At 71.3% G+C, this 19,710-nt stretch carries 16 protein-coding genes and 2 pseudogenes; 13 read left to right on the forward strand and 5 right to left on the reverse strand.

The window, feature by feature from the left end; translation table 11 throughout:
• Positions 1–42 precede the first annotated feature (42 nt).
• Complete coding sequence (locus ACFY3J_RS30520; protein ID WP_390842156.1) at positions 43–1,113, forward strand: Ku protein; 1,071 nt, start codon at positions 43–45, stop codon at positions 1,111–1,113.
• A gap of 58 nt (positions 1,114–1,171) precedes the next feature.
• Here ACFY3J_RS30520 and ACFY3J_RS30525 read toward each other — a convergent pair.
• Positions 1,172–2,360: pseudogene (locus tag ACFY3J_RS30525) on the reverse strand (beta-ketoacyl synthase N-terminal-like domain-containing protein).
• Here ACFY3J_RS30525 and ACFY3J_RS30530 point away from each other — a divergent pair.
• Positions 2,271–3,002: a hypothetical protein gene (locus tag ACFY3J_RS30530; protein WP_384171364.1), complete on the forward strand. Its 732-nt coding sequence runs from the start codon at positions 2,271–2,273 to the stop codon at positions 3,000–3,002. The pseudogene ACFY3J_RS30525 and the gene ACFY3J_RS30530 overlap by 90 nt on opposite strands.
• 486 nt (positions 3,003–3,488) lie before the next feature.
• Here the strand turns inward: ACFY3J_RS30530 and ACFY3J_RS30535 are convergent, their stop codons facing one another.
• Positions 3,489–3,950 carry a hypothetical protein gene (locus tag ACFY3J_RS30535; RefSeq protein WP_384171361.1) on the reverse strand — a complete coding sequence of 154 codons (462 nt, stop codon included), beginning with the start codon at positions 3,948–3,950 and terminating at the stop codon, positions 3,489–3,491.
• A gap of 220 nt (positions 3,951–4,170) precedes the next feature.
• Here ACFY3J_RS30535 and ACFY3J_RS30540 point away from each other — a divergent pair, with 220 nt between their 5' ends.
• Positions 4,171–4,467 carry a hypothetical protein gene (locus ACFY3J_RS30540; protein ID WP_384172579.1) on the forward strand — a complete coding sequence of 99 codons (297 nt, stop codon included), beginning with the start codon at positions 4,171–4,173 and terminating at the stop codon, positions 4,465–4,467.
• A 32-nt stretch (positions 4,468–4,499) separates the two neighbouring features.
• Here the strand turns inward: ACFY3J_RS30540 and ACFY3J_RS30545 are convergent, their stop codons facing one another.
• The gene (locus tag ACFY3J_RS30545; protein ID WP_390842157.1) at positions 4,500–5,369 is read right to left on the reverse strand and encodes a class II glutamine amidotransferase; all 870 of its coding nucleotides are present in this window, start codon (positions 5,367–5,369) and stop codon (positions 4,500–4,502) included.
• A 121-nt stretch (positions 5,370–5,490) separates the two neighbouring features.
• On the opposite strand from ACFY3J_RS30545, the pseudogene ACFY3J_RS30550 reads away from it, so the two are divergent.
• A pseudogene (locus ACFY3J_RS30550) lies at positions 5,491–5,712 on the forward strand (TerD family protein); the annotation flags it as partial.
• A gap of 10 nt (positions 5,713–5,722) precedes the next feature.
• On the opposite strand, the gene ACFY3J_RS30555 reads toward ACFY3J_RS30550, so the two are convergent.
• Positions 5,723–7,387, reverse strand: a complete 1,665-nt coding sequence (locus ACFY3J_RS30555) for a PucR family transcriptional regulator (RefSeq protein ID WP_390842158.1) — start codon at positions 7,385–7,387, stop codon at positions 5,723–5,725.
• A 196-nt stretch (positions 7,388–7,583) separates the two neighbouring features.
• On the opposite strand from ACFY3J_RS30555, the gene ACFY3J_RS30560 reads away from it, so the two are divergent.
• Positions 7,584–8,852, forward strand: coding sequence for an NAD(P)/FAD-dependent oxidoreductase (locus ACFY3J_RS30560; RefSeq protein WP_390842159.1), 1,269 nt, complete (start codon positions 7,584–7,586; stop codon positions 8,850–8,852).
• A 16-nt stretch (positions 8,853–8,868) separates the two neighbouring features.
• Here the strand turns inward: ACFY3J_RS30560 and ACFY3J_RS30565 are convergent, their stop codons facing one another.
• Positions 8,869–9,453: a TetR/AcrR family transcriptional regulator gene (locus tag ACFY3J_RS30565; protein WP_384171350.1), complete on the reverse strand. Its 585-nt coding sequence runs from the start codon at positions 9,451–9,453 to the stop codon at positions 8,869–8,871.
• A 202-nt stretch (positions 9,454–9,655) separates the two neighbouring features.
• Here ACFY3J_RS30565 and ACFY3J_RS30570 point away from each other — a divergent pair, with 202 nt between their 5' ends.
• The 8 genes from ACFY3J_RS30570 (at position 9,656) to ACFY3J_RS30605 (ending at position 19,708) form a co-directional block, all read left to right on the forward strand.
• On the forward strand, positions 9,656–11,926 hold the full coding sequence (locus ACFY3J_RS30570; protein WP_390842160.1) for an MMPL family transporter: 2,271 nt from the start codon (positions 9,656–9,658) through the stop codon (positions 11,924–11,926).
• A gap of 558 nt (positions 11,927–12,484) precedes the next feature.
• Positions 12,485–13,177, forward strand: a complete 693-nt coding sequence (locus ACFY3J_RS30575) for a LuxR C-terminal-related transcriptional regulator (protein WP_384171344.1) — start codon at positions 12,485–12,487, stop codon at positions 13,175–13,177.
• Between the two features lie 162 nt (positions 13,178–13,339).
• On the forward strand, positions 13,340–14,362 hold the full coding sequence (locus ACFY3J_RS30580; RefSeq protein ID WP_390842161.1) for a TauD/TfdA family dioxygenase: 1,023 nt from the start codon (positions 13,340–13,342) through the stop codon (positions 14,360–14,362).
• Positions 14,363–14,406: 44 nt separating this feature from the next.
• Entirely contained in the window at positions 14,407–16,014 is a 1,608-nt protein-coding gene (locus ACFY3J_RS30585; RefSeq protein ID WP_390842162.1) for an MFS transporter, read from the forward strand.
• A gap of 61 nt (positions 16,015–16,075) precedes the next feature.
• Entirely contained in the window at positions 16,076–16,990 is a 915-nt protein-coding gene (locus tag ACFY3J_RS30590; protein ID WP_384171335.1) for a HesA/MoeB/ThiF family protein, read from the forward strand.
• An 82-nt stretch (positions 16,991–17,072) separates the two neighbouring features.
• Complete coding sequence (locus tag ACFY3J_RS30595; protein WP_384171332.1) at positions 17,073–17,465, forward strand: SCP2 sterol-binding domain-containing protein; 393 nt, start codon at positions 17,073–17,075, stop codon at positions 17,463–17,465.
• A gap of 39 nt (positions 17,466–17,504) precedes the next feature.
• Positions 17,505–18,722 carry an acyl-CoA dehydrogenase family protein gene (locus ACFY3J_RS30600; RefSeq protein ID WP_390842163.1) on the forward strand — a complete coding sequence of 406 codons (1,218 nt, stop codon included), beginning with the start codon at positions 17,505–17,507 and terminating at the stop codon, positions 18,720–18,722.
• Positions 18,719–19,708 (forward strand): hypothetical protein, encoded by a 990-nt coding sequence (locus ACFY3J_RS30605; RefSeq protein ID WP_390842164.1) that lies wholly within the window; start codon positions 18,719–18,721, stop codon positions 19,706–19,708. The genes ACFY3J_RS30600 and ACFY3J_RS30605 overlap by 4 nt, the downstream gene beginning before the upstream one ends.
• The last annotated feature ends 2 nt before the right edge of the window (positions 19,709–19,710 follow it).

Here is a 19,710-nt window from a genome sequence, read left to right on the forward strand (position 1 = left end):
GATCACGCAGTTCGTACCGATCCGATCCGGAAGGCTCTGCACGTGCGATCCATTTGGAACGGCGCCATCTCGTTCGGCCTGGTCAGCATCCCGATCAAGCTCGTGAACGCGACCGAGAGCCACACCATCTCCTTCCGCCAGATCCACACCGAGGACGGCGGCCGCATCCGCTACCGCAAGGTGTGCGAACTGGAGGATCGCGAGGTCACCCAGGCGGAGATCGGCAAGGCCTACGAGGACGCGGACGGCAGCATCGTCCCGATCACCGACGAGGACCTGGCCCACCTGCCGCTGCCCACCGCGAAGACGATCGACATCGTGGCCTTCGTCCCGGCCGACCGGATCGACCCGCTCCAGATGGAGAACGCGTACTACCTGGCCGCGAGCGGCGCCCCCGCCGCCAAGCCGTACACCCTGCTGCGCGAGGCTCTCAAGCGCAGCCAGAAGGTGGCGATCGCGAAGTTCGCCCTGCGCGGCCGCGAGCGGCTGGGCATGCTCCGCGTGGTGGACGACGTCATCGCCATGCACGGCCTGCTCTGGCCCGACGAGATCCGCGTCCCCCAGGGCGTGGCCCCGGACGTCGACGTCACCGTCCGCGACAAGGAACTGGACCTCGCCGACGCCCTCATGGACACCCTGGGCGAGGTCGACATCCAGGACCTCCACGACGAGTACCGCGAGGCGCTGGAGGAGGTCATCGCCGCCAAGGCCGCGGGCGAGGCGCCCCCCGCGGCCCCCGGGCCCGCCCCCGGCGGGAAGGTCCTCGACCTGATGGCCGCCCTGGAGAAGAGCGTGCGGGCGGCCAAGCAGTCCAGGGGGGAGGAAGTGGAGGAGGAGGCGGCCGGGGAGCCGGCGGAAGAGGCCGAGGAGGCCGAGGTCAGGCATCTCCCGCGTGGCAAGCGGGCCGGCGCCGCGACCAAGAAGACCACCGCCGGGAAGCCGGCTCCCGCGGCGAAGAAGACCGCGGCGAAGAAGACGACGGCCGCCACGAAGAAGTCCACGTCCAAGGCGGCGCAGTCGTCGCGGTCCGCGAAGAAGACCGCGTCGACCGCCAAGAGCACGGCGAAGAAGACCCCGGCGAAGAAGACGGCCTCCCGCAAGCGCACCGCGTGAGGACGGGCCCCGCCCGGCTCCCGCCGCACACGAGGCCCGTCCCGTCACCGGCCGTCGGTCACCGCACGCGCCCCAGTGCCCGCACGGCGTTGTGCCCCCCGAACCCGAAGGAGTTGCTGAGCACCAGGTCGCCGTCCGGCGGCAGCGCGCGGGCGGCGCCCGTCACCACGTCGAGTCCGATCTCCTCGTCGACCTCCGCGCACCCCACGGTCGGCGGTACGACCCCGTGGTGCGGGGTCAGCACCGCGGCGACGGCCTCGACACCGCCGACGGCCCCCTGAAGATGCCCGAGGTGCCCCTTGAGCGCGGTCACGGGCACGCCGGGCCGACCGAGCACGGCCCGCCAGGGCACCCGCCTCGGCGAGGCCGGTCTCCGCGGTGGCCGTGGCGTGCGCGTTGACGGACGGAGGCGTCGCCGAGGATGGCCCCGAGGCTGACGCCGACACGCTCCGGATCGAGCCCGCTCTCCCCGGTCCCGCCTTCCGCGAACCCGACGTCGGCCCACGCCTCCCGGGCCGCGAGCACCGCGAACTGCGCGGCCCGGTTCATCCGCCGCGCCGCGGCCCGGGGCAGCAGCGTGGCGGGGTCCACCGGCACGACCCCGGCCACCCGCACGGGCAGCTCCGCGAACTGCTCGCCCTCCAACTCCCGTATCCCGTGCCGCCGTCGAGCAGCCCCTGCCACAGTTCGCCGACGCCCACGCCGAGCGGGGTGGCGGCCCCGAGCCCGGTCACGACGACGCGCCGCGGCCCGGCCGCCGAGGGCTCGCGCTCCGGCCGCTCGTGGTGCCGTACGACGTACCCCTCCTGATCGGCGGCGGCGGCCCACTCCCGCACCTCGTCGTCGGTGACGGTCCGCGAGGTCCTGGTGTCGAGATCGCGGTGCCAGACCCCCCACCGGCGCCGGTACGTCTCCTCGACGCCCCGCGGGTCGACGGCCCGCAGCCGGGTCAGGGTGTCGCCGTCCCGGAAGGCGTCACCGTCCAGCCGGGGCGACGACACGGCCGGGACGGTCGCGACGTCCACCCGCGCACCGGCGACGACCACCTGCTGCGCGCGGCACGTCGACCGGTGGCGCCCGGCCCGCGCGGCGGGCGAAAAAGCGCGCGAACTCCGAACCCCCGCTGGGCTATGTTGCTGCTGCTCGAAGGGGGAGATGTGACGAAGCTCAACCAGATCATCGCCGTGGAGAAGGGCGTCAAGAGCAAGTCGCTCCAGGACGTCAACGCGGCTCACCACAAGGTGCAGAAGCCCGCGCTGCTCGCCGGCATCTCGCGCACGTACCAGCCGAAGGACGAGGAGGGCGAGCAGCTGCCGCCCGAGTCGACGCGGGTGCAGGTCAAGGCCGAGGAGATCCTGCGCGAGATGTCCGGGTCGCTGACGCGCCTGTTCGACGTGACCGCGACGAAGGACTGGGCCAACCGCACGGCTTGCGCGGACGTCACGGTCGACGGCCGGACGATCCTCGCCGAAGTCCCGGTCTCCTACCTGCTGTTCCTGGAGAAGCAGCTCACGGACCTGCATTCCTTCGTCAAGAAGCTCCCCGTCCTGGACGCGGCCGAGTCGTGGTCGCTGGACCCGTCGACGGACTGGTGGAAGACGGACCCGGTGCGCACGATCCGCACGAAGAAGGTCCCGCGCAACCACGTCAAGGCGGAGGCGACCGAGAAGCACCCGGCCCAGGTCGAGGTGTACTACGAGGACGTGCCGATCGGTTACTGGTCCACGGTGAAGTTCTCCGGAGCCTTCCCCGCGCGGCGGGTGAACGAACTGCTGGAGCGGGTGGAGAAGCTCCAGCAGGCGGTGAAGTTCGCCCGCGAGGAGGCCAATGGCGCCGAGGTCACCGACCAGCGGGTCGGTGACGCGGTGTTCGGCTACCTGTTCGGCTGAGGCCGGACCAGGGCAGCCCCCTGATCGCCCCCGCGTGCGAGCGCGGGGGTGCGCGAGCGGTGCGGGCCGGATCGAGGACCGGTTCGCGCCCTGGGCGCAAGCTGAAACTGAGGCTCAGCCTGAATCAGCCGGTTTCCTCCGGGAAGCCGTGATCAATCTCAGACTCTCGCTCCAGCTTCAGCATTCGCCACCGATCGCCGGACGACCGAGTGCGGACGACCGCCGCCGGATGCGAGTTCGACTCTCGCCTGCACCTCTCGCACGGTGCGGTAGTTCAAAGGAAGAACACGACGGCCTGACGACTGATCCGCACTCTTGAGCACCACCGGCGTGCGAACTGGGTGGCATCCCCAGGGGCCCGGGAGCTGGATACGACTCCCGGGCCCCGCCACGCTTACGCCCGGCACCGTCGCCGAAACCGTTGAAGGAGCGGCATCGGATCCCGTAGGGCATGCCGCAGTGCGACGGCGAAGACCACGAACAGCCTCATGCCGTGGCCCGCCGGAAATCGGTCGCACAGCGCGCGCCGACGGTGAGCAGCACACCGGACAGCGCGAGGGACAGGCTCGCCCAGTTCATCCAGTCGTAGTGGGGGTTGCTCGGATAGAAGGTGCCGTCGTCGAGGAAGCAGTCGAAACGCAGCGGCAGATAGGAGGACTGATGGTGGGTGAGGTGTCGGCGGACCTCGCCGCCGAAACCGTCGCGACAGGCCGGAGCCGGTACCGAGTCCGCGCCGTTGCCGAACTCGTGCTCGGACACCGCGATGTCGAAGAACCCCAGTGAATAGACGGCCGCGGCCGCGAGGCCGGCCGCCGACGCGGCACGGCGCATCAGGTGCACCGGCCACGGCAGGGGCCGCCCCGGCAGCGCCATCACGAGCGTCCCGGCCAGCGCGATCAGCGCACCGACTGCGCAGATGAGGAAGACGGCGATACCCACGAGCAGCACGCCCTTCACCTCCTTGCACGAGGGGCGTCGCACGTGTCCGACGACGCGCGACACGCACCCGACGACGTGTGTCCGACCACCCCACCAGGCCCTGGATCACTCCGGCTGTGAGGCGGGCCACTCCGCCCGTCACAGCAGTGTCGCAGCAGGGCGTCAACCGGCCTGTGAGATCGTTCAGTTGGGGCAATCACGCCCCTCGTCAAAGGGAGTTGACGTGACGATGGCGGGTCCCGACGCCACCTTGCTCGTGGCCCTCGACGAGGCGGTCGCCGCTCTCAGGGCTCCTCTGGGAGAGGCGGACCGCGCGCAGGGCTGGACCGACGATCTCCGGCGAGAGGTGCAGGCGGAGATCTCGGTCAATCGCTCGGTGCTGCGCCGCCAGGGGCTGTTCATGGTGTGGTACCTGCGCCCCCGCCTCGACGCGTGGATGGACTACGAGGGTGTGCGGCCCGGACGCCTCCGGAGCCTCGTGCTGGACGTGCAGCGCCGGTTCGTGGAGGCCCGGAGCACGTCGTAGGAACGCGCTCCGCAGAGAGGCCTGGGCGTGGCCTATGCGGCCTTCTGTGAGGCGGCGGCGTCGGGGCGCAGGTCGTCGAGGGTGAGCGGGTGTGCCGGCGGCTCGGGCAGGACGCGGTGGCGGGCGGTGCGCAGGTCGGAGCCGACGTGGAGCAGTTCGCCCGCCTCCAGCAGGCGCCAGCGGGGGTTGTCGTCCATGCGCTCGCTGGCGACGACGACGGCCGGATGCCCGGCCAGGGCCTCGGAGTGGACGCGCATCCGCCCGTGACTGCCGCTGTGGTCGAGGTGCCGGATGCCGTGCTGGCCGCCCGCCGCGCGCTCGAGGACGTACAGCTCGTGGGTACCGGGGTAACGCAGCGCCCACAGCCGGTCGGGGGTGACGAGGACCAGGTTGAGGGCGTAGAGGGGCAGGTGCTCGGCGATCCAGCGCGCGGCCCGCGCGATGCCGGTGGTGACGTCGCCGCCGTGCGCGCGGGTCTCCCGGGTGACGAGGGCGAAGAACCGCTCCGAGTCGGTGTCGCCCCTGACCAGTGACCGGTCCTCGCCCAGGTGGTCGTCGAGCGCGTCGAGGCCCTCGACGACCCCGTTGTGCGCGAACAGCCGACCTTCCTGTTCGAAGGGGTGCGTGTTGCGGGCGTCCAGGATGCCGGTCGAGGCGAACCGCACATGGGCGAGGAAGGTGGCGGACTCCACCTGCCGGGCGTCCTCGGCGAACGCGCGGTCCCGGTAGGCGGCGATCGGCGCCTTGTCGACCCGCGGGGTGCCGTCCGCGTCGAAGTACCCCAGCCCGGTGCCGTCCGGATCGCGGTGACTCTGCCGGCTGAGACTGTCAGGGGCGTCCAGCAGCCAGAAGGTGGCGCGGGTGCGCCGCGGCGCGCTGCTGAGTCCGAACAGACGGCACATCGGGTTCCTCCGCGGGTTGTCGGACGGCTCAGGCCGGGCGAAGGTCCGTGACCGGTGACCGGCAGCCCCTCCGGCCGAAACCTTCTCCGTGTTCCCCGCCGCCGGGCCGTGAACCGGGTCCCCGGAGCCCGCGGACATGCTTCCGAAGGACGGCGACACCCGGATCACCGGTTTCCGCCTGTCCCTGCTCAAGAGCATGGGGAGCACCCGCGGCAACGCCCAGTCCGGCTTCATCCGCAGCGTCGACGACGCCGTGCACCGCTTCCACCGGACCGTGGTGGTTCATCTGGACAGCCCGGCACCCCGCCGGGCGGCGTCCGGGGAAGGGGCGGCGAGAGGCTGAGAGCCGGCGGTCACCTCGGCGGCGGATCGTTCGGCCTCGGCTGCTCGCCGTGCGCGGGGTTCTCGTCCATCGCCATGAGCTGGAGCCGCAGAGCCAGCCGCAGACGGGGTGAGGAGAGGTCGAGCGGGACCACCTCTTCGAGCTTGCGCAGCCGGTAGCGCAGCGTGTTGGGATGGACCCGCAGGTGCCGTGCGGCGCTCTGCGGGTCGCCGAAGTGGTCGAGCCAGGCCGCGAGGGTGGTGAGGTACGGCGTGCCGTGCTCCTCGTCGTGTGCGCGCAGCGCGGCGAGCGGCCCGCCGAGCCGCCACGTGTCGGTCCCGACGACGGCCCTGGCGCGCTCCACGACGACGGCGTCCCAGGCGTCCTCCATCAGCACGATCCCCCTCCCGCCGGCGAGAGGGGCGAGAGGGAGCCGTCCGGCGCCGATCAGCCGGTGGAGTTCGACGGCTTCCGCCGTGGAGCGCGGCAGTTCGTCGGGGGAGCGGGCGGGGCAGCCCGCCACGGCGTACAGGCCGGGGTCGTGCGCGCGTGTTTCGGTGAGCACGTGCCGCAGCCAGTCGACGGTGCCGGCGTCGGCGCGGACACCGGGCGTACCCCGCCGCCCGCCCCGCCCCCGGTCGGTGACCACACCGAACAGCAGCCCGTCGAGGTCGGCGAGCAGCGGCTGGTGCCAGCCGAACCGGTGCGCGACCGATTCCCACAGGTCCAGCTGCCTGCGGACGTCCTCCGTCCCGCCGGGCGACGACCCGAAGGCCACCACCCGCCAGGGGCCGGCCGGCAGCGCGGCGGCCGCTCCCGGTCCTTGGTCCGGGACGGCGCCTTCACGCAGGGCGGCCCGCAGCTGCCCGGCCGACACCCGCCGTGCGATGCCGGCCTCGGCGCGCAGCCGCAGCAGATGCAGGGCCAGGACGGAGGCCACGTCGCCGAGGTCGCGGATGCGTTCCGGGGGAACCGGCGACTTGACCACGGCCCAGATCGAGCCGAGCCACTCCCCGCCTGCCCGCACGGGGATGATCAGCCTGGGCAGGATGCCATCGGGCCCGGCGGGGGTCCAGATGGGGTCGCTGGAGCGTGCCAGCCGGCGGAAGACGCCGCTCGCCCGGAAATGCGTCAGGGTTTCCGCGGGGACGCGCCGCCCCACGATGGTGGAGACCCGTGCCGGGTCGGTGCTGTCCTGCCGCGCGGAGTAGGCGAGGACGCGGGACTGCGCGTCCTCCACCGTCACGGGCGCGTCGATGATCTCGGCCGCCGCGTCGGCCAGTGCGAACAGGTCGCTGTGCGGACCGGGCGTGCCGAGCGCGCCGGCGGCGGGCGCGGAGGCCCGGTCGATGACACCGCGCAGCAGCCAGACGACGTGTGCCCACGAGGTGTGCGGTCGCAGTTCGACCAGTGCGGGGCCCGCCAGTCTCCGGGCCGCGCGGGCCACCTGAGGGTCGCGCGCGGCGGGGCGCTTGAGCACGAGGCCCGCGGCCCCTGCCGCCGCGGTCCGTTCCAGCAGGGCGAGGGCTCCGGACCGGTCGGTCACACCCACCCCCAGGACGAGTTCGCCCGGCTGGCCCGTGGCGTCACCGGGCTCGGCCAGTGCGACGTCGTGCACCTCGGCGTTCCCGGCCGGGACGACCGTACGCAGAAGCCCGGCTCCCAGGGAATCCACGAGGTCGGACACGGTGATCACGGACGGCACCCCGCAGCGCGGCATCGGGGACTGCTCATGAGCCCCATTGTGTCCCACGCGGATAGTGCTCACCGCATCATCGGCACCGCCCTCATTGTCCGCCCGCCACAAAGACAATGGAGCCCACCGGCATCACCATCGGAGGCGTCCGGAGGCGTCACCACCCCGGACACCGCTCCGGATGAAGAGGTTCCGCATGGCCGCCCGCCCTCCCTCGCCCGCACCCTCCGCCCCCAGCCGTGTCGCCGTCGTCGGCGCGGGCATGGTCGGACTGTCCACCGCCTGGTTCCTCCAGGAGCGGGGCGTCGGTGTCACCGTGTACGACCGCGAGGGGGTCGCCGCCGGATCGTCCTGGGGCAACGCCGGATGGCTCACCCCCGGCCTGGCGACGCCGCTGCCCGAGCCGGCGGTCCTCACCTACGGGGTGCGCGCGGTACTGAGCCCGTCCTCGCCGGTCTACGTCCCGCCGAGCGCCGACCCGAGGCTGCTCAGGTTCCTGGCGGGGTTCGCCCGCAACAGCACCGCGTCCCAGTGGCTGCGGTCGATGCGTGCCCTCGTACCCATCAACAGCCTGGCGCTGCCGAGCTTCGACACGCTGGCCGAGGGCGGTGTCGGGGCGCGGACGCCGGAGGCCAAGTCCTTCATCGCCGCCTACCGCACGGCCGCGGAGCGCAAGGTCCTGCTGGAGGAGCTGGAGCAGATCCACTCCGCGGGCCAGACCATGGAGTTCGACGTCCTCGACGGGAACGAGGCCCGGGGGGTCGAGCCGTCCCTGTCGGACGAGATCGGCGCGGCGATCCGGCTGCACGGTCAGCGCTACATCGACCCGGGACACTACGTGCACGCCCTGGCCGACGCGGTCCGTGCCCGGGGCGGGGTGATCCACGAGGGCACGGAGGTGACCGAGGTGCGGGACGAGACGGCCGGTGTCACGGTCGTCGGCGGCGGAGACGGCGAGCGCTTCGACGCGGTGGTCCTGGCCACGGGCGCCTGGCTCGGCCGCCTCGCCCGGAAGTTCGGCGTACGTTCCCTCGTGCAGGCCGGCCGCGGTTACAGCTTCAGCGTCCCGGTCGAGCATGTGCCGTCCGGTCCCGTCTACTTCCCCGCCCAGCGCGTCGCCTGCACGCCTCTCGGCGACCGTCTGCGGGTCGCCGGAATGATGGAGTTCCGCAAGCCGGAGGCGCCCCTGGACGCCCGCCGCGTCCACGCCATCGCCGAGGCCGCGCGCCCGCTGCTGCGCGGCGCCGACCTGGACGCCCGCCAGGACGAGTGGGTCGGCTCCCGCCCGTGCACCACCGACGGCCTGCCCCTGATCGGCGCCACCCGCTCCCCGCGGGTCTTCGCCGCGGGCGGCCACGGGATGTGGGGCATCACCCTCGGCCCGGCCACCGGACGCCTCCTCGCCGAGACGATCGTCACCGGCGAACGCCCCGCGCAACTGGCCCCGTTCGACCCGCTGCGCTGACGCCCACGCCGCTGTCTCAGCGACGTACCGCGCGGGCTTCCGTGCCGATCACCGGGGCCAGGTACCGGGCCAGGGCCGCCTTCAACTCGACCGTGTAGGCGGCCCTTTCGGGCTCCTGGTGCTGCATCGCCAGGCACAGCCCCGCCCGGAAGACGGCGAACGCCGTGGTCGCCACGCGCACACACTCGTCGTGGGGCAGGTCGGGGGCACGGAGCGCGACGGTCTCCTCGACCTGCCGTTGCAGGATCGCGTGGAGGACCTCCTTGTCGGACGCGATCTCTCCCGGCGCGTCGGGGCCGTGGATCAGGGCGAGGAACGCCGGATTCCTGAGGTTGAACTCGATGATCGGATCGAGGATCGCGTCCAGCATCCCGTCCAGCGGCAGGGACACGTTGGCGTCGGTGAAGACCTGGCCGTGTGCCTCCAGCATCTGCCGCATCAGCCGCTCGCCGAGCTGCACCGCGATGGCTTCCTTGTTGGGGAAGAACTGGTACAGCGTGCCCGGCGAGACACCCGCTTCGCGGGCGATGGCGTTCGTGCTGGCCTTGGTGTAGCCGTACTCGCCGAACACGACGGCCGCGGCGTCGAGCAGTTGCTCCATGCGGCGCTTGCCGCGCGCCTGCCTGCGTCGAGCTGCCGAAGTCGCCGAAGTCGCCGAAGTCGCCGGAACGGATTCCACTCCGAGTAACCCCCAAGCCGCAAGTTGTGATTGACAAACACGAGAAGGTGCTCGCATTCTATCCGTGTTCTTCGAGTGCGAGTGGTCGCTCGTGTTTTGGTCCTTCAGAGGGGAAACCTGCCCGATGACAGACGTGAATCGCCCCGGCGGCGGGCTCTCCGGGTGGGGGCGGGTGATCACGGCCAGGCCCAGGCTCGCTCTGTTGCTGACCCTGCTGTTCACGGCACTGGCGGTGGTGGCGGGCAGCGGCGTGGCCGACCGCATGGGCAGCGGCGGCTGGCAGGATCCGGGCGCGGAGTCCTCCTACGCGGCCAAGGCCCTCGAGGAGCACTTCCCCGCCTCCCAGCCGAACCTGATCCTCCTGGTGAACAGCGGCGAGGCCACCGTGGACACCCCGGCCGTCGCCGCCGAGGCGCGGCGGCTCGCCGAGCGGCTGGAGCGGGAGAAGTCCGTCGAGGGAGTCGTCTCCTACTGGGCCACCGGCGCGGCCGCCCTGCGGGCGGAAGACGGTCACGAAGCCATGATCACCGCACGGATCGCAGGCGACGAGACCGTCGCCGCCAAGGTCTTCGACCGCATCGCCCCCGAATACCGCGGCAGCCACGGCCCGGTGAAGGTCTCCTTCGGCGGTCCGGTCGCGGTCCGCCACGACATGCAGGAACTGGTCAAGGAGGACCTGCTGCGCGCCGAGATGATCGCTCTGCCGGTCACCCTGCTGCTGCTCGTCCTGGTCTTCGGCAGCGCGGTCGCGGCACTGCTGCCGCTCGGTGTGGGTGTGGTGGCGATCCTCGGCACGAACGCGGTGCTGCGCGGCATCACCGAGTTCACCGACGTCTCCGTCTTCGCCCAGAACCTCACGACCGCGCTCGGTCTCGGACTGGCCATCGACTACGCCTTGTTCATCGTCCGCCGCTTCCGTGAGGAGCTGTCCCGCGGAGCCGAACCGCTGACGGCCGTGGGGACCACCCTGCGCACCGCCGGGCGGACGGTCCTGTTCTCCGCGCTCACGGTCGCGGTCTCCCTGGCCGCGATGCTGGTCTTCCCGCAGTACTTCCTGAGGTCCTTCGCGTACGCCGGCATCGCGGTCGTGGCACTCGCGGCGATCGCCGCCCTGGTGATCCTTCCTGCCGCGCTGGTGCTGCTCGGGGAGCGGATCAACGCCTGGGACCTCCGACGCGCCCTGCGACGCCACCGCCCGGGGAGCGGCGACACGAAGGACGGGTGGGCCAGGGCCGCGCGGCTGGTGATGCGGCGGGCCCCGGTCTTCGCGATCGCCGCGACCGCCGGGCTGGTTCTCCTCGGTCTGCCGTTCCTGAGCGTGAAGTTCGGCAACGCCGACGACCGGCAGCTGCCCGCGAGCGCCGAGTCCCGTACCGTCCAGCAGCACATCCGCGACAAGTTCTCCGGAAGCCCCGGCGCCGCCGTCGAGGTTCTGGCCGAAGGTGCCGCCGCCCAGCCCTCGGCGCTGGCCGACTACAGCCGGCGGCTGTCCGAACTGCCCGGTGTCGTAAGGGTGGAAGGCCCCCGGGGCGCATACGCGCAGGGCAGGCTCACACAGGAGCCGGGGCCGGCCGAGGCGGCCCGGGCCGACGGCGAGGCGGCTTACATCACGGTGCTCCGCGAGGGAGCGGCGGGCGACGCGGCCGGCCAGGACCTGGTGCGTGCGGTGCGCACGGAACCGGCCTCCTTCCCGACTTCGGTCGCCGGGCCGGGGGCGGCACTGGTGGACTCCAAGGCGGTCATCGCGGACCGGCTCCCGTGGGCCCTCGGCATGATCGCGGCCGTGACTCTGGTACTGGTCTTCCTGCTCACCGGAAGTCTCCTCGTCCCGGTCCAGGCGGTGGTGCTCAACGCGCTGAGCCTGACCGCCATGTACGGCGCCGTCGTCTGGGTGTTCCAGGACGGGCACCTCTCCGGCCTGCTCGGCTTCACCAGCACCGGGGACATCGAGACGACACTGCCCGTGCTGATGTTCTGTGTCGCCTTCGGGCTTTCGATGGACTACGGCGTCTTCCTGCTCTCCCGTATCAAAGAGGAGTACGACCGCACGGGGGACCACCGGAGCGCGGTGGTCTTCGGGTTGCAGCGCACGGGCGGGCTCATCACCGCCGCGGCGGCGATCCTCGCGGTCGTCATGGTCGCGATCGGCGCCTCGCGCGTCACCAACACCAAGATGCTCGGTCTGGGGATCGCCCTGGCCGTGCTCATGGACGCCATGGTGGTCCGCAGCCTGCTCGTTCCCGCGGTGATGCGGCTGACCGGCCGGGCCACCTGGTGGGCGCCCGGGCCGCTGCGCAGGCTGCACGCACGGATCGGCCTGAGCGAGGAGGGAACCTCCGGCGGTGTCCCGGCCGCCGAGCACCCAAGGACGGTCGTCCCCTCCGGGGCGGAGTAGCCCTCGGCGGATGACCGCGTGTGGCCCCGCACCGGACCCCCGCGGTGCGGGGCTCACGACATGGCTTCAAGTGTGCCCCTCGGTCGAGGCAATACATGGAACGCTTTCGTCCGTGGAACGGTTGTAGGTACCTTTTGAGCATCATGGGAGCGGGGCAGGCGGGGGCATGGCTGCGCGAGAGGTCAGAGAGAGGACGTTCGTCCTGCCGACCCGAATCGGCAAGTCCAGGACTTCCCTCCAAGTGCGGCGTCGATGCCCGCACCGCACCCTCGCTCCCGAGGCCGCACGGATTCTTCGACGGCACGGTTTCCGGGCCCCGGCGCCACAACTCGGTATGCCCCAAAGACGTCGGCATGCCGTGAACGCCATCGATTCATAGTGACGAGCGCCGGAAACCGGCCATTCGGAAGAGAAGCACGTGCGGCGGACACCCACGGGGGACGGCCTTGCGCCGTCGGGTGTCCGAACAGTGCCCCGTTGCCGCTCAATCCGGCTCAGTACGCCGCCCGCGCACAACGAGCGGCGCGTGTTCCTGGACCATGACCACAGGGGTATTGCGTGACAACGGAATTGACAACAGTGGAACGCGCCGGCACGGACACCGGAGCCGACCGACGGCTCCGCGTGCTGGTCGCGGTCGACAGCGATGTGGTGCGACTCGGTCTGTGCTCCATGCTCGACACTCTTCCCTCAGCCCGCCAGGCGGAAGGCCACGGCCCGCTGGACGTGGCACTCCAGTCCCTGCAGACGACGGACTGCGACGTCGTCATCGCCTCGGCCCTGCTGGACGACGACACGCTGGCCAGGCTCAACGACCTGGCGCAGCGCAGCGGCGCCAAGCTCATGCTCCTGCTCCCGAGCGCGGCGCGAGAGGCGCTGTCTCCCGCCGCCGCCCAGGTGGCCGACGGCTTCATGCTGGAGGCGGCGCTGACCAGTTCGGCCCTGGAAGAGGCGCTGCGGCGACTGAAGTCGGGCGACGTGCCGGTGCCGCCCGAGTTAGCCCGCGAGCTGCTCGCCAGGGCTCACTCGGCCGTCCGCATATCCCGGCAGCGGGTGTATCTGACCCGGCGCGAGAAGCAGACCCTGAAACTGCTCGTCGAGGGACTGAGCAACAGGCAGATAGCCACCCGGATGAACATCACCGAGCACGGCGCGAAACGCCATGTCGGGAATGTGCTCGCCAAGCTCAACAGCCCCAATCGCACACTCGCGGCGGCGAAGGCGGTCAGCGAGGGACTCCTCGACGAGTAGCCGATCGGGCACCCCGTTCAACCGGCCCACAGGAGGGTGGCGGGTGAGGACTGTGCGGATTCCGGACCGCTGATTGACTCGGTCCCGTTGGACCTGTTGACCATTCAGACGCCATTCGGGGGGTCTTCATTGCTGGCCGACGAATTTCGCTCACCCGAACCGATGAAACACGCGGCGGACTTCGACGCGATCGACCCGTCGGACGATCTCGCGACGGACACGGTCGAACTCGCTCCCGGTGAGGCCAAGGAAATCGAGATCCTCGCCCGGCGGATCTCGGACTGCCGCGGCCACCTGCCTCTGCACCACCCCGACCTGATCGGGGCGGTCGAGGTGGAGGCCGGCCGCCTGCCCGCCGCGGTCGCGGGCGGTCTGGCCCGGTACCGGGAGCACGGAACGGGAAGCGGCGTACTGCTGCTCAAGGGCCTGCCGGTCGACGAGCCGCTGCCGCCCACGCCGGACGACGGCGCCCACCCGGGTGACTGGACCGACCTCGCGATCAGCACGGTCACCGAACTGATGGTGATGAGCCGCCTGGGAGCGGTCATCGCCTACGCGGACGAGAAGGCCGGGCGACTCGTGCAGGACGTCTGCCCGGTGCGCGGGGCCGAGACCCGGCAGGAGAACACCGGAAGCCGACTGCTGGAACTCCACACCGAAGACGGCTTCCACCCGCACAAGCCCGCCTTCATCGGGCTGTCCTGCCTGCGCCAGGACCACGAAGGCAGCGCGCTGACCGTCGCCGGCAGCATCCGGGCCGTCCTGCCCGTCCTGCCCGCCGAGACCGTGGAGGTGCTGCGCCGGCCGCTCTTCCGGATCCGGCTGTCGAGTTCCTTCACCGGCGACGGCGTCTCCCGCTACTCGTCACTGATGCCCGTGCTCTCCGGACCGCGGGACGACCCGGACATGTGCGTCGACTTCCACGCCATGGACTCCTTCGACGAGCGCGGGACCCGTGCCCTGAACCTTCTGCGGGACCACCTGCTCCAGGCCCTGATCGGCGTGGCCATGGAGCCGGGAGACCTGCTCATCGTGGACAACCGGCTGGCCGTACACGGCCGGACCGGATTCGTGCCCCGGCACGACGGACGAGACAGATGGCTGCGGCGGTGCTTCGCGGTGACGGACATCCGTGCTTCGCGCGGATCACGTCCGCCCGGGTCACGAGTGCACGAGCCGCTCTGACACCAGGGCATGCCGGCCATGCCCATGAGACGGAAGAGGACGAAGTGAACGCTGTTCCCACCGGTGCCGTCACCGGCAGAACACACCACCGCGGCATCATGATGGCGGTTCTGGGCTGCTGCTTCCTCGTCGTGATGATGGACAACACCATCCTCAACGTGGCCCTGCAGACCATCCAGCAGGACCTTGACGCCACCAACTCGGAACTCCAGTGGTCGGTGGACTCCTACATCCTCGTCTACGCCGCCCTGATGTTCTCCGCCGGCGTCCTCGCCGACTCCTTCGGACGCCGCCGCGTCCTCCTCGTCGGCATGCTGGTGTTCGGAGTCGCGTCCGCGCTCTCCGCCTTCGCGACCAGCCCCGAACAACTCGTCCTCTGGCGTGCCGTCATGGGCCTGGGCGGCGCCGTGGTACCCCCCGCCACCCTCGCCGTCATCAACGACACGTCCACTCCCGAGCAGCGCGGAAAGGCCATCGGCATCTGGTCCGCGATCGGCGGCCTGTCCATCGCCCTCGGCCCCATCGTCGGAGGCTTCCTCCTCGAGCACTACTGGTGGGGTTCCGTCTTCCTCATCAACGTCCCCGTCGTGGTGATCTGCGCCGCGCTCATGCTCCGCTACGTCCCCGAGTCCCGCGCCGGCAACCGGCCCAGGCTCGACACGACCGGCGTACTGCTGTCCATCCTGGGCACGGCCGCACTCGTCTACGGCGTCATCCGGGGCGGTGAGACCGACGAGTGGCTGAGCCCGGAAGCGGGCGGCGCCATCCTCGCGGGGCTCGTGCTGCTCGCCCTGCTGGTGGCGGTCGAGCGGCGGGCCACCGCTCCCGCCCTCGACGTGAGCCTGCTGCGCAAGCCGGCCTTCGCCGCCGGTACCGCGGGTATCGCGCTCGCGTTCTTCGCGCTCACCGGCGGCACCTTCCTGCTCGTGTTCTACGTGCAGGGCGTCCGGGGTCTCACCCCGCTCGAACTCGGCCTGGTACTGCTGCCGGTGGCGGTGGGCACGGTCGTCACGGCCACCCTGAGCGGCTCGCTGGCCCGCACATACGGACCGAAGGCGGTCGTCGCCTCCGGCCTGGTCCTCATGACGCTGTCCTTCCTCTGGCTGGGCGTGATCGAGAAGGACAGCGCGCTGTGGCAGCTGGAGCTCGCCCTCGGCCTGTCCGGGCTCGGCCTGGGCCTGGTGATGGGCACCACCACGACGGCCATCATGTCCGTGGTCCCCGCCGACAAGTCGGCCGTCGGCGCCGCGGTCAACAACACGCTCCGCCAGGTGGGCGCGGCCCTCGGCGTCGCCGTCCTCGGATCGGTCCTCTCCCTGAAGTACCGCGACGAACTGGGCGGCGCGGCCGGCATCCTGCCCCCCGGCCTGCGCGAGGAGGCCGGCGACTCACTCGGCGGCACACTCGGCGCACTGGCCAAGGCGCGGCAGGACCCGTCCGTCATCGGTCCGATCAAGGACCAGGTCCCGGGGCTCGTCTCCCGCGCACAGGAGGCGTACATCTCGGCGATGCACCTCACCGTGTACGTCGCCGCCGCCCTGCTCCTGGTCGCCGCGCTGGCCGTCCTGCGCTGGCTGCCCGGACGCCTGCCCGGGACGAGCCCGGCCCCGGCCGCCGACGACCTGGAGACACCGGCGAAGAGCGGGCAGTGAACCGCACGACGCCCTCGAACGGACCCTTCATCCACCACCATCCACTGACCAGGAGCGCCGAATGACGGCACCCGCCCATGGCATCGCCGCCGACGCGTCGGACCTGACGGGCGCGCAGTTCTACGACGAGTTCACCATCCGCAACACCGGGGTCGTGCCCGCGGCCGACCAGGACGTCCTGCGCCGGGCCACCGTGCTCGTCGCCGGCTGCGGATCCATCGGCGGCTCCGCGATCGAACCGCTGGCCCGCCTCGGCGTGCAGCGCTTCGTTCTGGCCGACCCCGGAACCTACGAGCTGAACAACCTCAACCGGCAGAACGCCACCGTGGCCGACCTCGGCCGCAACAAGGCCGAGGTCGCCGCGGAACACATCCGCGCGATCAACCCGCACGCCGAGGTGCTCGTCTTCCCCGAAGGCGTCACCGCCGACAACGTCGGAAAACTCACGGCCGGCTGCGACGCGGTCGTCGACGGCGTCGACGTCACGACCATGAGCGGCTGGCGCGCCAAACTGCAACTGCACCACCAGGTCGCCGAAGCCCGCCTCCCGCTGGTCACCGGCTGGGACATGGCAGGCGCCCAGTACGTGCGCTGCTACGACTACCGCACGCTGCGACGCGTCCTCGACGGCGCGCTCGTCCCCACCGACCTCGACCGGCTCGGCACATGGGAGCTGCTGCGCCGCCTGCTGCCGGTGCGCTTCGTCCCCGGCGAGATGCTGCAGACCGCCCGGGCCAATCTCCGCAACCCCGGCTTCGCGTTCCCGCAAGTCGTCCACTCCGCCGTGATGTTCGGCGCCATCAGCGCCCACGCCGTGGCCCAGCTCCTCAACAACCACCCCGTGCGCACACACATCTACGTCGACGTCCACCAGCGCGTGCGTCCCACCTCGGCCCGGCTGCTCACACGTCTGAAGTGGCCGCTCCAGGCCGCTTCCCTGCTCGCCGACCTGCGCTCGCTCGCCGGCCGGAAGTGACCGCGGCACGCACCGCCGCCGGCCGCTGACCGCGGCCGCCATTCCACACGAGAGACACACCACCACATCCGGAGGCTTCGCCATGCCCGCATTCCCGAACGAGGAGACCGCCGCCAAGGTCTTCGGCGAGCTGTTCACCATCCTCGCCGCCGACGAGGAGTTCACCTCCAAGCTGCGCGAGAGCGACCTCTCCGTACGGCTGATCCACACCAGGCCGGAGTGCACGGTCTTCGTCTCGGCGGACGAGGTCGCCGTGGGCGACGGCGCCCCGGACGAGGCGACCGTCACGATCAAGATGTCCTGCGACACCGCGCACGCCCTGTGGCTGGGCAAGCTGATGATGCCCGCCGCCGTGGCCACCGGGAAGGTCCGCATCCGCGGCAAGGTCGCCAAGGTCCTGGAGCTGGTGCCGATCCTGCGGCCCGCCTTCGACCGCTACCCCGAGATCGCCGCCGCCCACGGCATCGGCGCCTGACCCCGTCCACCCCTACACGCAACCAGGAGACCGAACACCATGACCACCGCCATCGCGGGCCCCGACCTGAACTTCGACGTCCTGCCCGCCGAGGTCCGGCGCTTCCAGCAGCAGGTCAGGGAGTACGCGCGCGACGAACTCGCCCCCCGGGCCCTGGAACTCGACCTCGCGGACGCCGCCGACTTCGACTGGGACGTCGTGCAGAAGGGCCACGAACTCGGCCTCACCCGGGCCCTGATGCCCAAGGAGTACGGCGGCCTCGGCGTCGGCGTGCTCGGCGTGGCCGTCGCCATGGAGGAACTCGCGGCGGCCTGCCCGGCGGTGGCCCTGATCTTCGGGGCCACGATGCTCGGACAGACCCCGATCCTGCTCTCCGGCGACCCCCGCCTCCAGGCCCGCTTCCTGCCCCTGTTCGCCGGGGACGAGGCCGTCCTCGCGGCCAACGGCATCGCCGAGGAGGAAGCCGGATCCGACCTGGTCATCCCGGAGAACTTCGTCCACGCGCGCATGGCCACCACCGCCCGCAGGGACGGCGACTTCTACGTCATCAACGGCCACAAGAAGTTCTGCACCAACGGCAAGGTCGCCGCCTTCGCCTCGATCTTCGCCAACATGGAGGGCCGGCCCGGCGCCACCGGCCTGACCTGCTTCATCGTGCCCCTCGACGAACCCGGCGTCACCCGCGGCGAGGTCGCCGACAAGATGGGCTACCGGGCGTGTCTCGGCACCACCCTGCACTTCGACGACGTACGCGTCCCGGCCGAGTACATGATCGGCGGTGAGGGCACCGGCACCGAGATCGACGTCGCACAGGGCAACATGGCCCGCTCCTCCGTCGCCGCCATCTCCACCGGCATCGCACGCAACGCCCTCGAACACGCCGTCGACTGGTGCGGCAAGCGCGTACAGGGCGGCAAGCCGCTGCACGAGCACCAGTTCAGCGCCGGCAAGCTCGCCGAGATGTCCGCGAACGTGGACGCGGCGCGCCTGCTCTACCAGCGCGCCGCCAACAAGGTCGACAACGAACTCCCGGCGCCCGAGTACGAGCCGGCGGTCGCCAAGCTGTTCGCCGACCGGATCGCCATCGAGACCGCCGGCGCCGCCGTCTCCCTCATGGGCGCCCGCGGCTACTGCCGGGAGTACGGCGCGGAGAAGATCCTGCGCGACTCCTACGGCACCCGCATCTTCGAGGGCACCCAGGAGGCCCTCGCGCTCACCGTCACCGCCAGCCTGTATCGGGAGGAGGACGAGCTGTGACCACGGCCGAGGAGCGGACGAGGCAGCGGCCGGCGGACGAACGCGCCAGTGACACCTGCCCGTTCGGCCCCGAGATACGGCGCTTCACCGACGACATCGTCGGCCTGCACAGCCGCCTCAGCTTCGGCCGGCTGCCGCAGGCCCTCGACGGCCCGCCGCTGTACCTCTCCGGCGACACCGGAGACGGCCTGCTCACCGTCACCATGCGCGAGAGCCAGGTGCCCGCCCGCTATATGAACGGCATTCTCGGCTTCCGGCTGGCCCAGTACCTCAAGCTCGGGCTGATCTCCGACGAACTCGTCTACCAGGAGGCCCTGTTCCACGAGCCGGCCACCAAACCGCACACGGTCGAGAACCTGCACACCGTGACCCTCGACGCCTCCGGCGGGCGCATCGTCGGCTACATCGGCCTCGTCTGCTCCCTGGACGAGAAGACGATGCCGCTGGACTCGCCGCGCCGCAGCCGGTTCCCGTCCGAGTCCGCACACCACGTCGACCTGGTGTCCCGGTTCGCCGCCCCGGACATCTCCAGCCACCAGGTCTACGAGATCAAACGCTTCGTACGCGACGCGGACATGGATCGGGGCGAGCAGCGGTGGCGGGTGCCCTGGCACCTCATCCTCGGTCTGGGCAGCGCCGTCCTGGCCGGAGGCGACGAGTTCCGGCTGCTGCTGGGGGACTCGAAGGAACACGGAGCACTGCGGCACTTCCGGCTCATCGGCTTCGACCCGGTGGTGATCGAGAACACCGAGCCGAGGCTGCCTCCCACGGAGCTCATGTGGCCGAGTTACACGCAAGAGGTCAACGCGAAGCCGTTCGTGGCCCGCGTTCCCGACGATCTCGACGCCCATATGCGCGTGATCCGCGCCGGGCTGGCCGCGGGCAGCGGCCGGTCCGAGCGGGAACTCGCCGCCCGGTTGTCGGCCCTGCGGCGGGCCCGGGAACAGGGCGGCCGCGGCTCGCAGCAGACAGCCAAGGAGACCTGAGC

The organism is Streptomyces sp. NPDC001231 (genome assembly GCF_042896885.1).
GTDB lineage: Bacteria > Actinomycetota > Actinomycetes > Streptomycetales > Streptomycetaceae > Streptomyces.

Excerpts from the sequence above, each read along its gene's own strand:
- ACFY3J_RS30540 (WP_384172579.1), top strand. The coding sequence starts at position 4,171 with ATGGCGGGTCCCGACGCCACCTTGCTCGTGGCCCTCGACGAGGCGGTC.
- ACFY3J_RS30545 (WP_390842157.1), bottom strand. The coding sequence starts at position 5,369 with ATGTGCCGTCTGTTCGGACTCAGCAGCGCGCCGCGGCGCACCCGCGCC.
- ACFY3J_RS30560 (WP_390842159.1), top strand. The coding sequence starts at position 7,584 with ATGGCCGCCCGCCCTCCCTCGCCCGCACCCTCCGCCCCCAGCCGTGTC.
- ACFY3J_RS30565 (WP_384171350.1), bottom strand. The coding sequence starts at position 9,453 with ATGGAGCAACTGCTCGACGCCGCGGCCGTCGTGTTCGGCGAGTACGGC.
- ACFY3J_RS30570 (WP_390842160.1), top strand. The coding sequence starts at position 9,656 with ATGACAGACGTGAATCGCCCCGGCGGCGGGCTCTCCGGGTGGGGGCGG.
- ACFY3J_RS30580 (WP_390842161.1), top strand. The coding sequence starts at position 13,340 with ATGAAACACGCGGCGGACTTCGACGCGATCGACCCGTCGGACGATCTC.
- ACFY3J_RS30590 (WP_384171335.1), top strand. The coding sequence starts at position 16,076 with ATGACGGCACCCGCCCATGGCATCGCCGCCGACGCGTCGGACCTGACG.
- ACFY3J_RS30595 (WP_384171332.1), top strand. The coding sequence starts at position 17,073 with ATGCCCGCATTCCCGAACGAGGAGACCGCCGCCAAGGTCTTCGGCGAG.
- ACFY3J_RS30600 (WP_390842163.1), top strand. The coding sequence starts at position 17,505 with ATGACCACCGCCATCGCGGGCCCCGACCTGAACTTCGACGTCCTGCCC.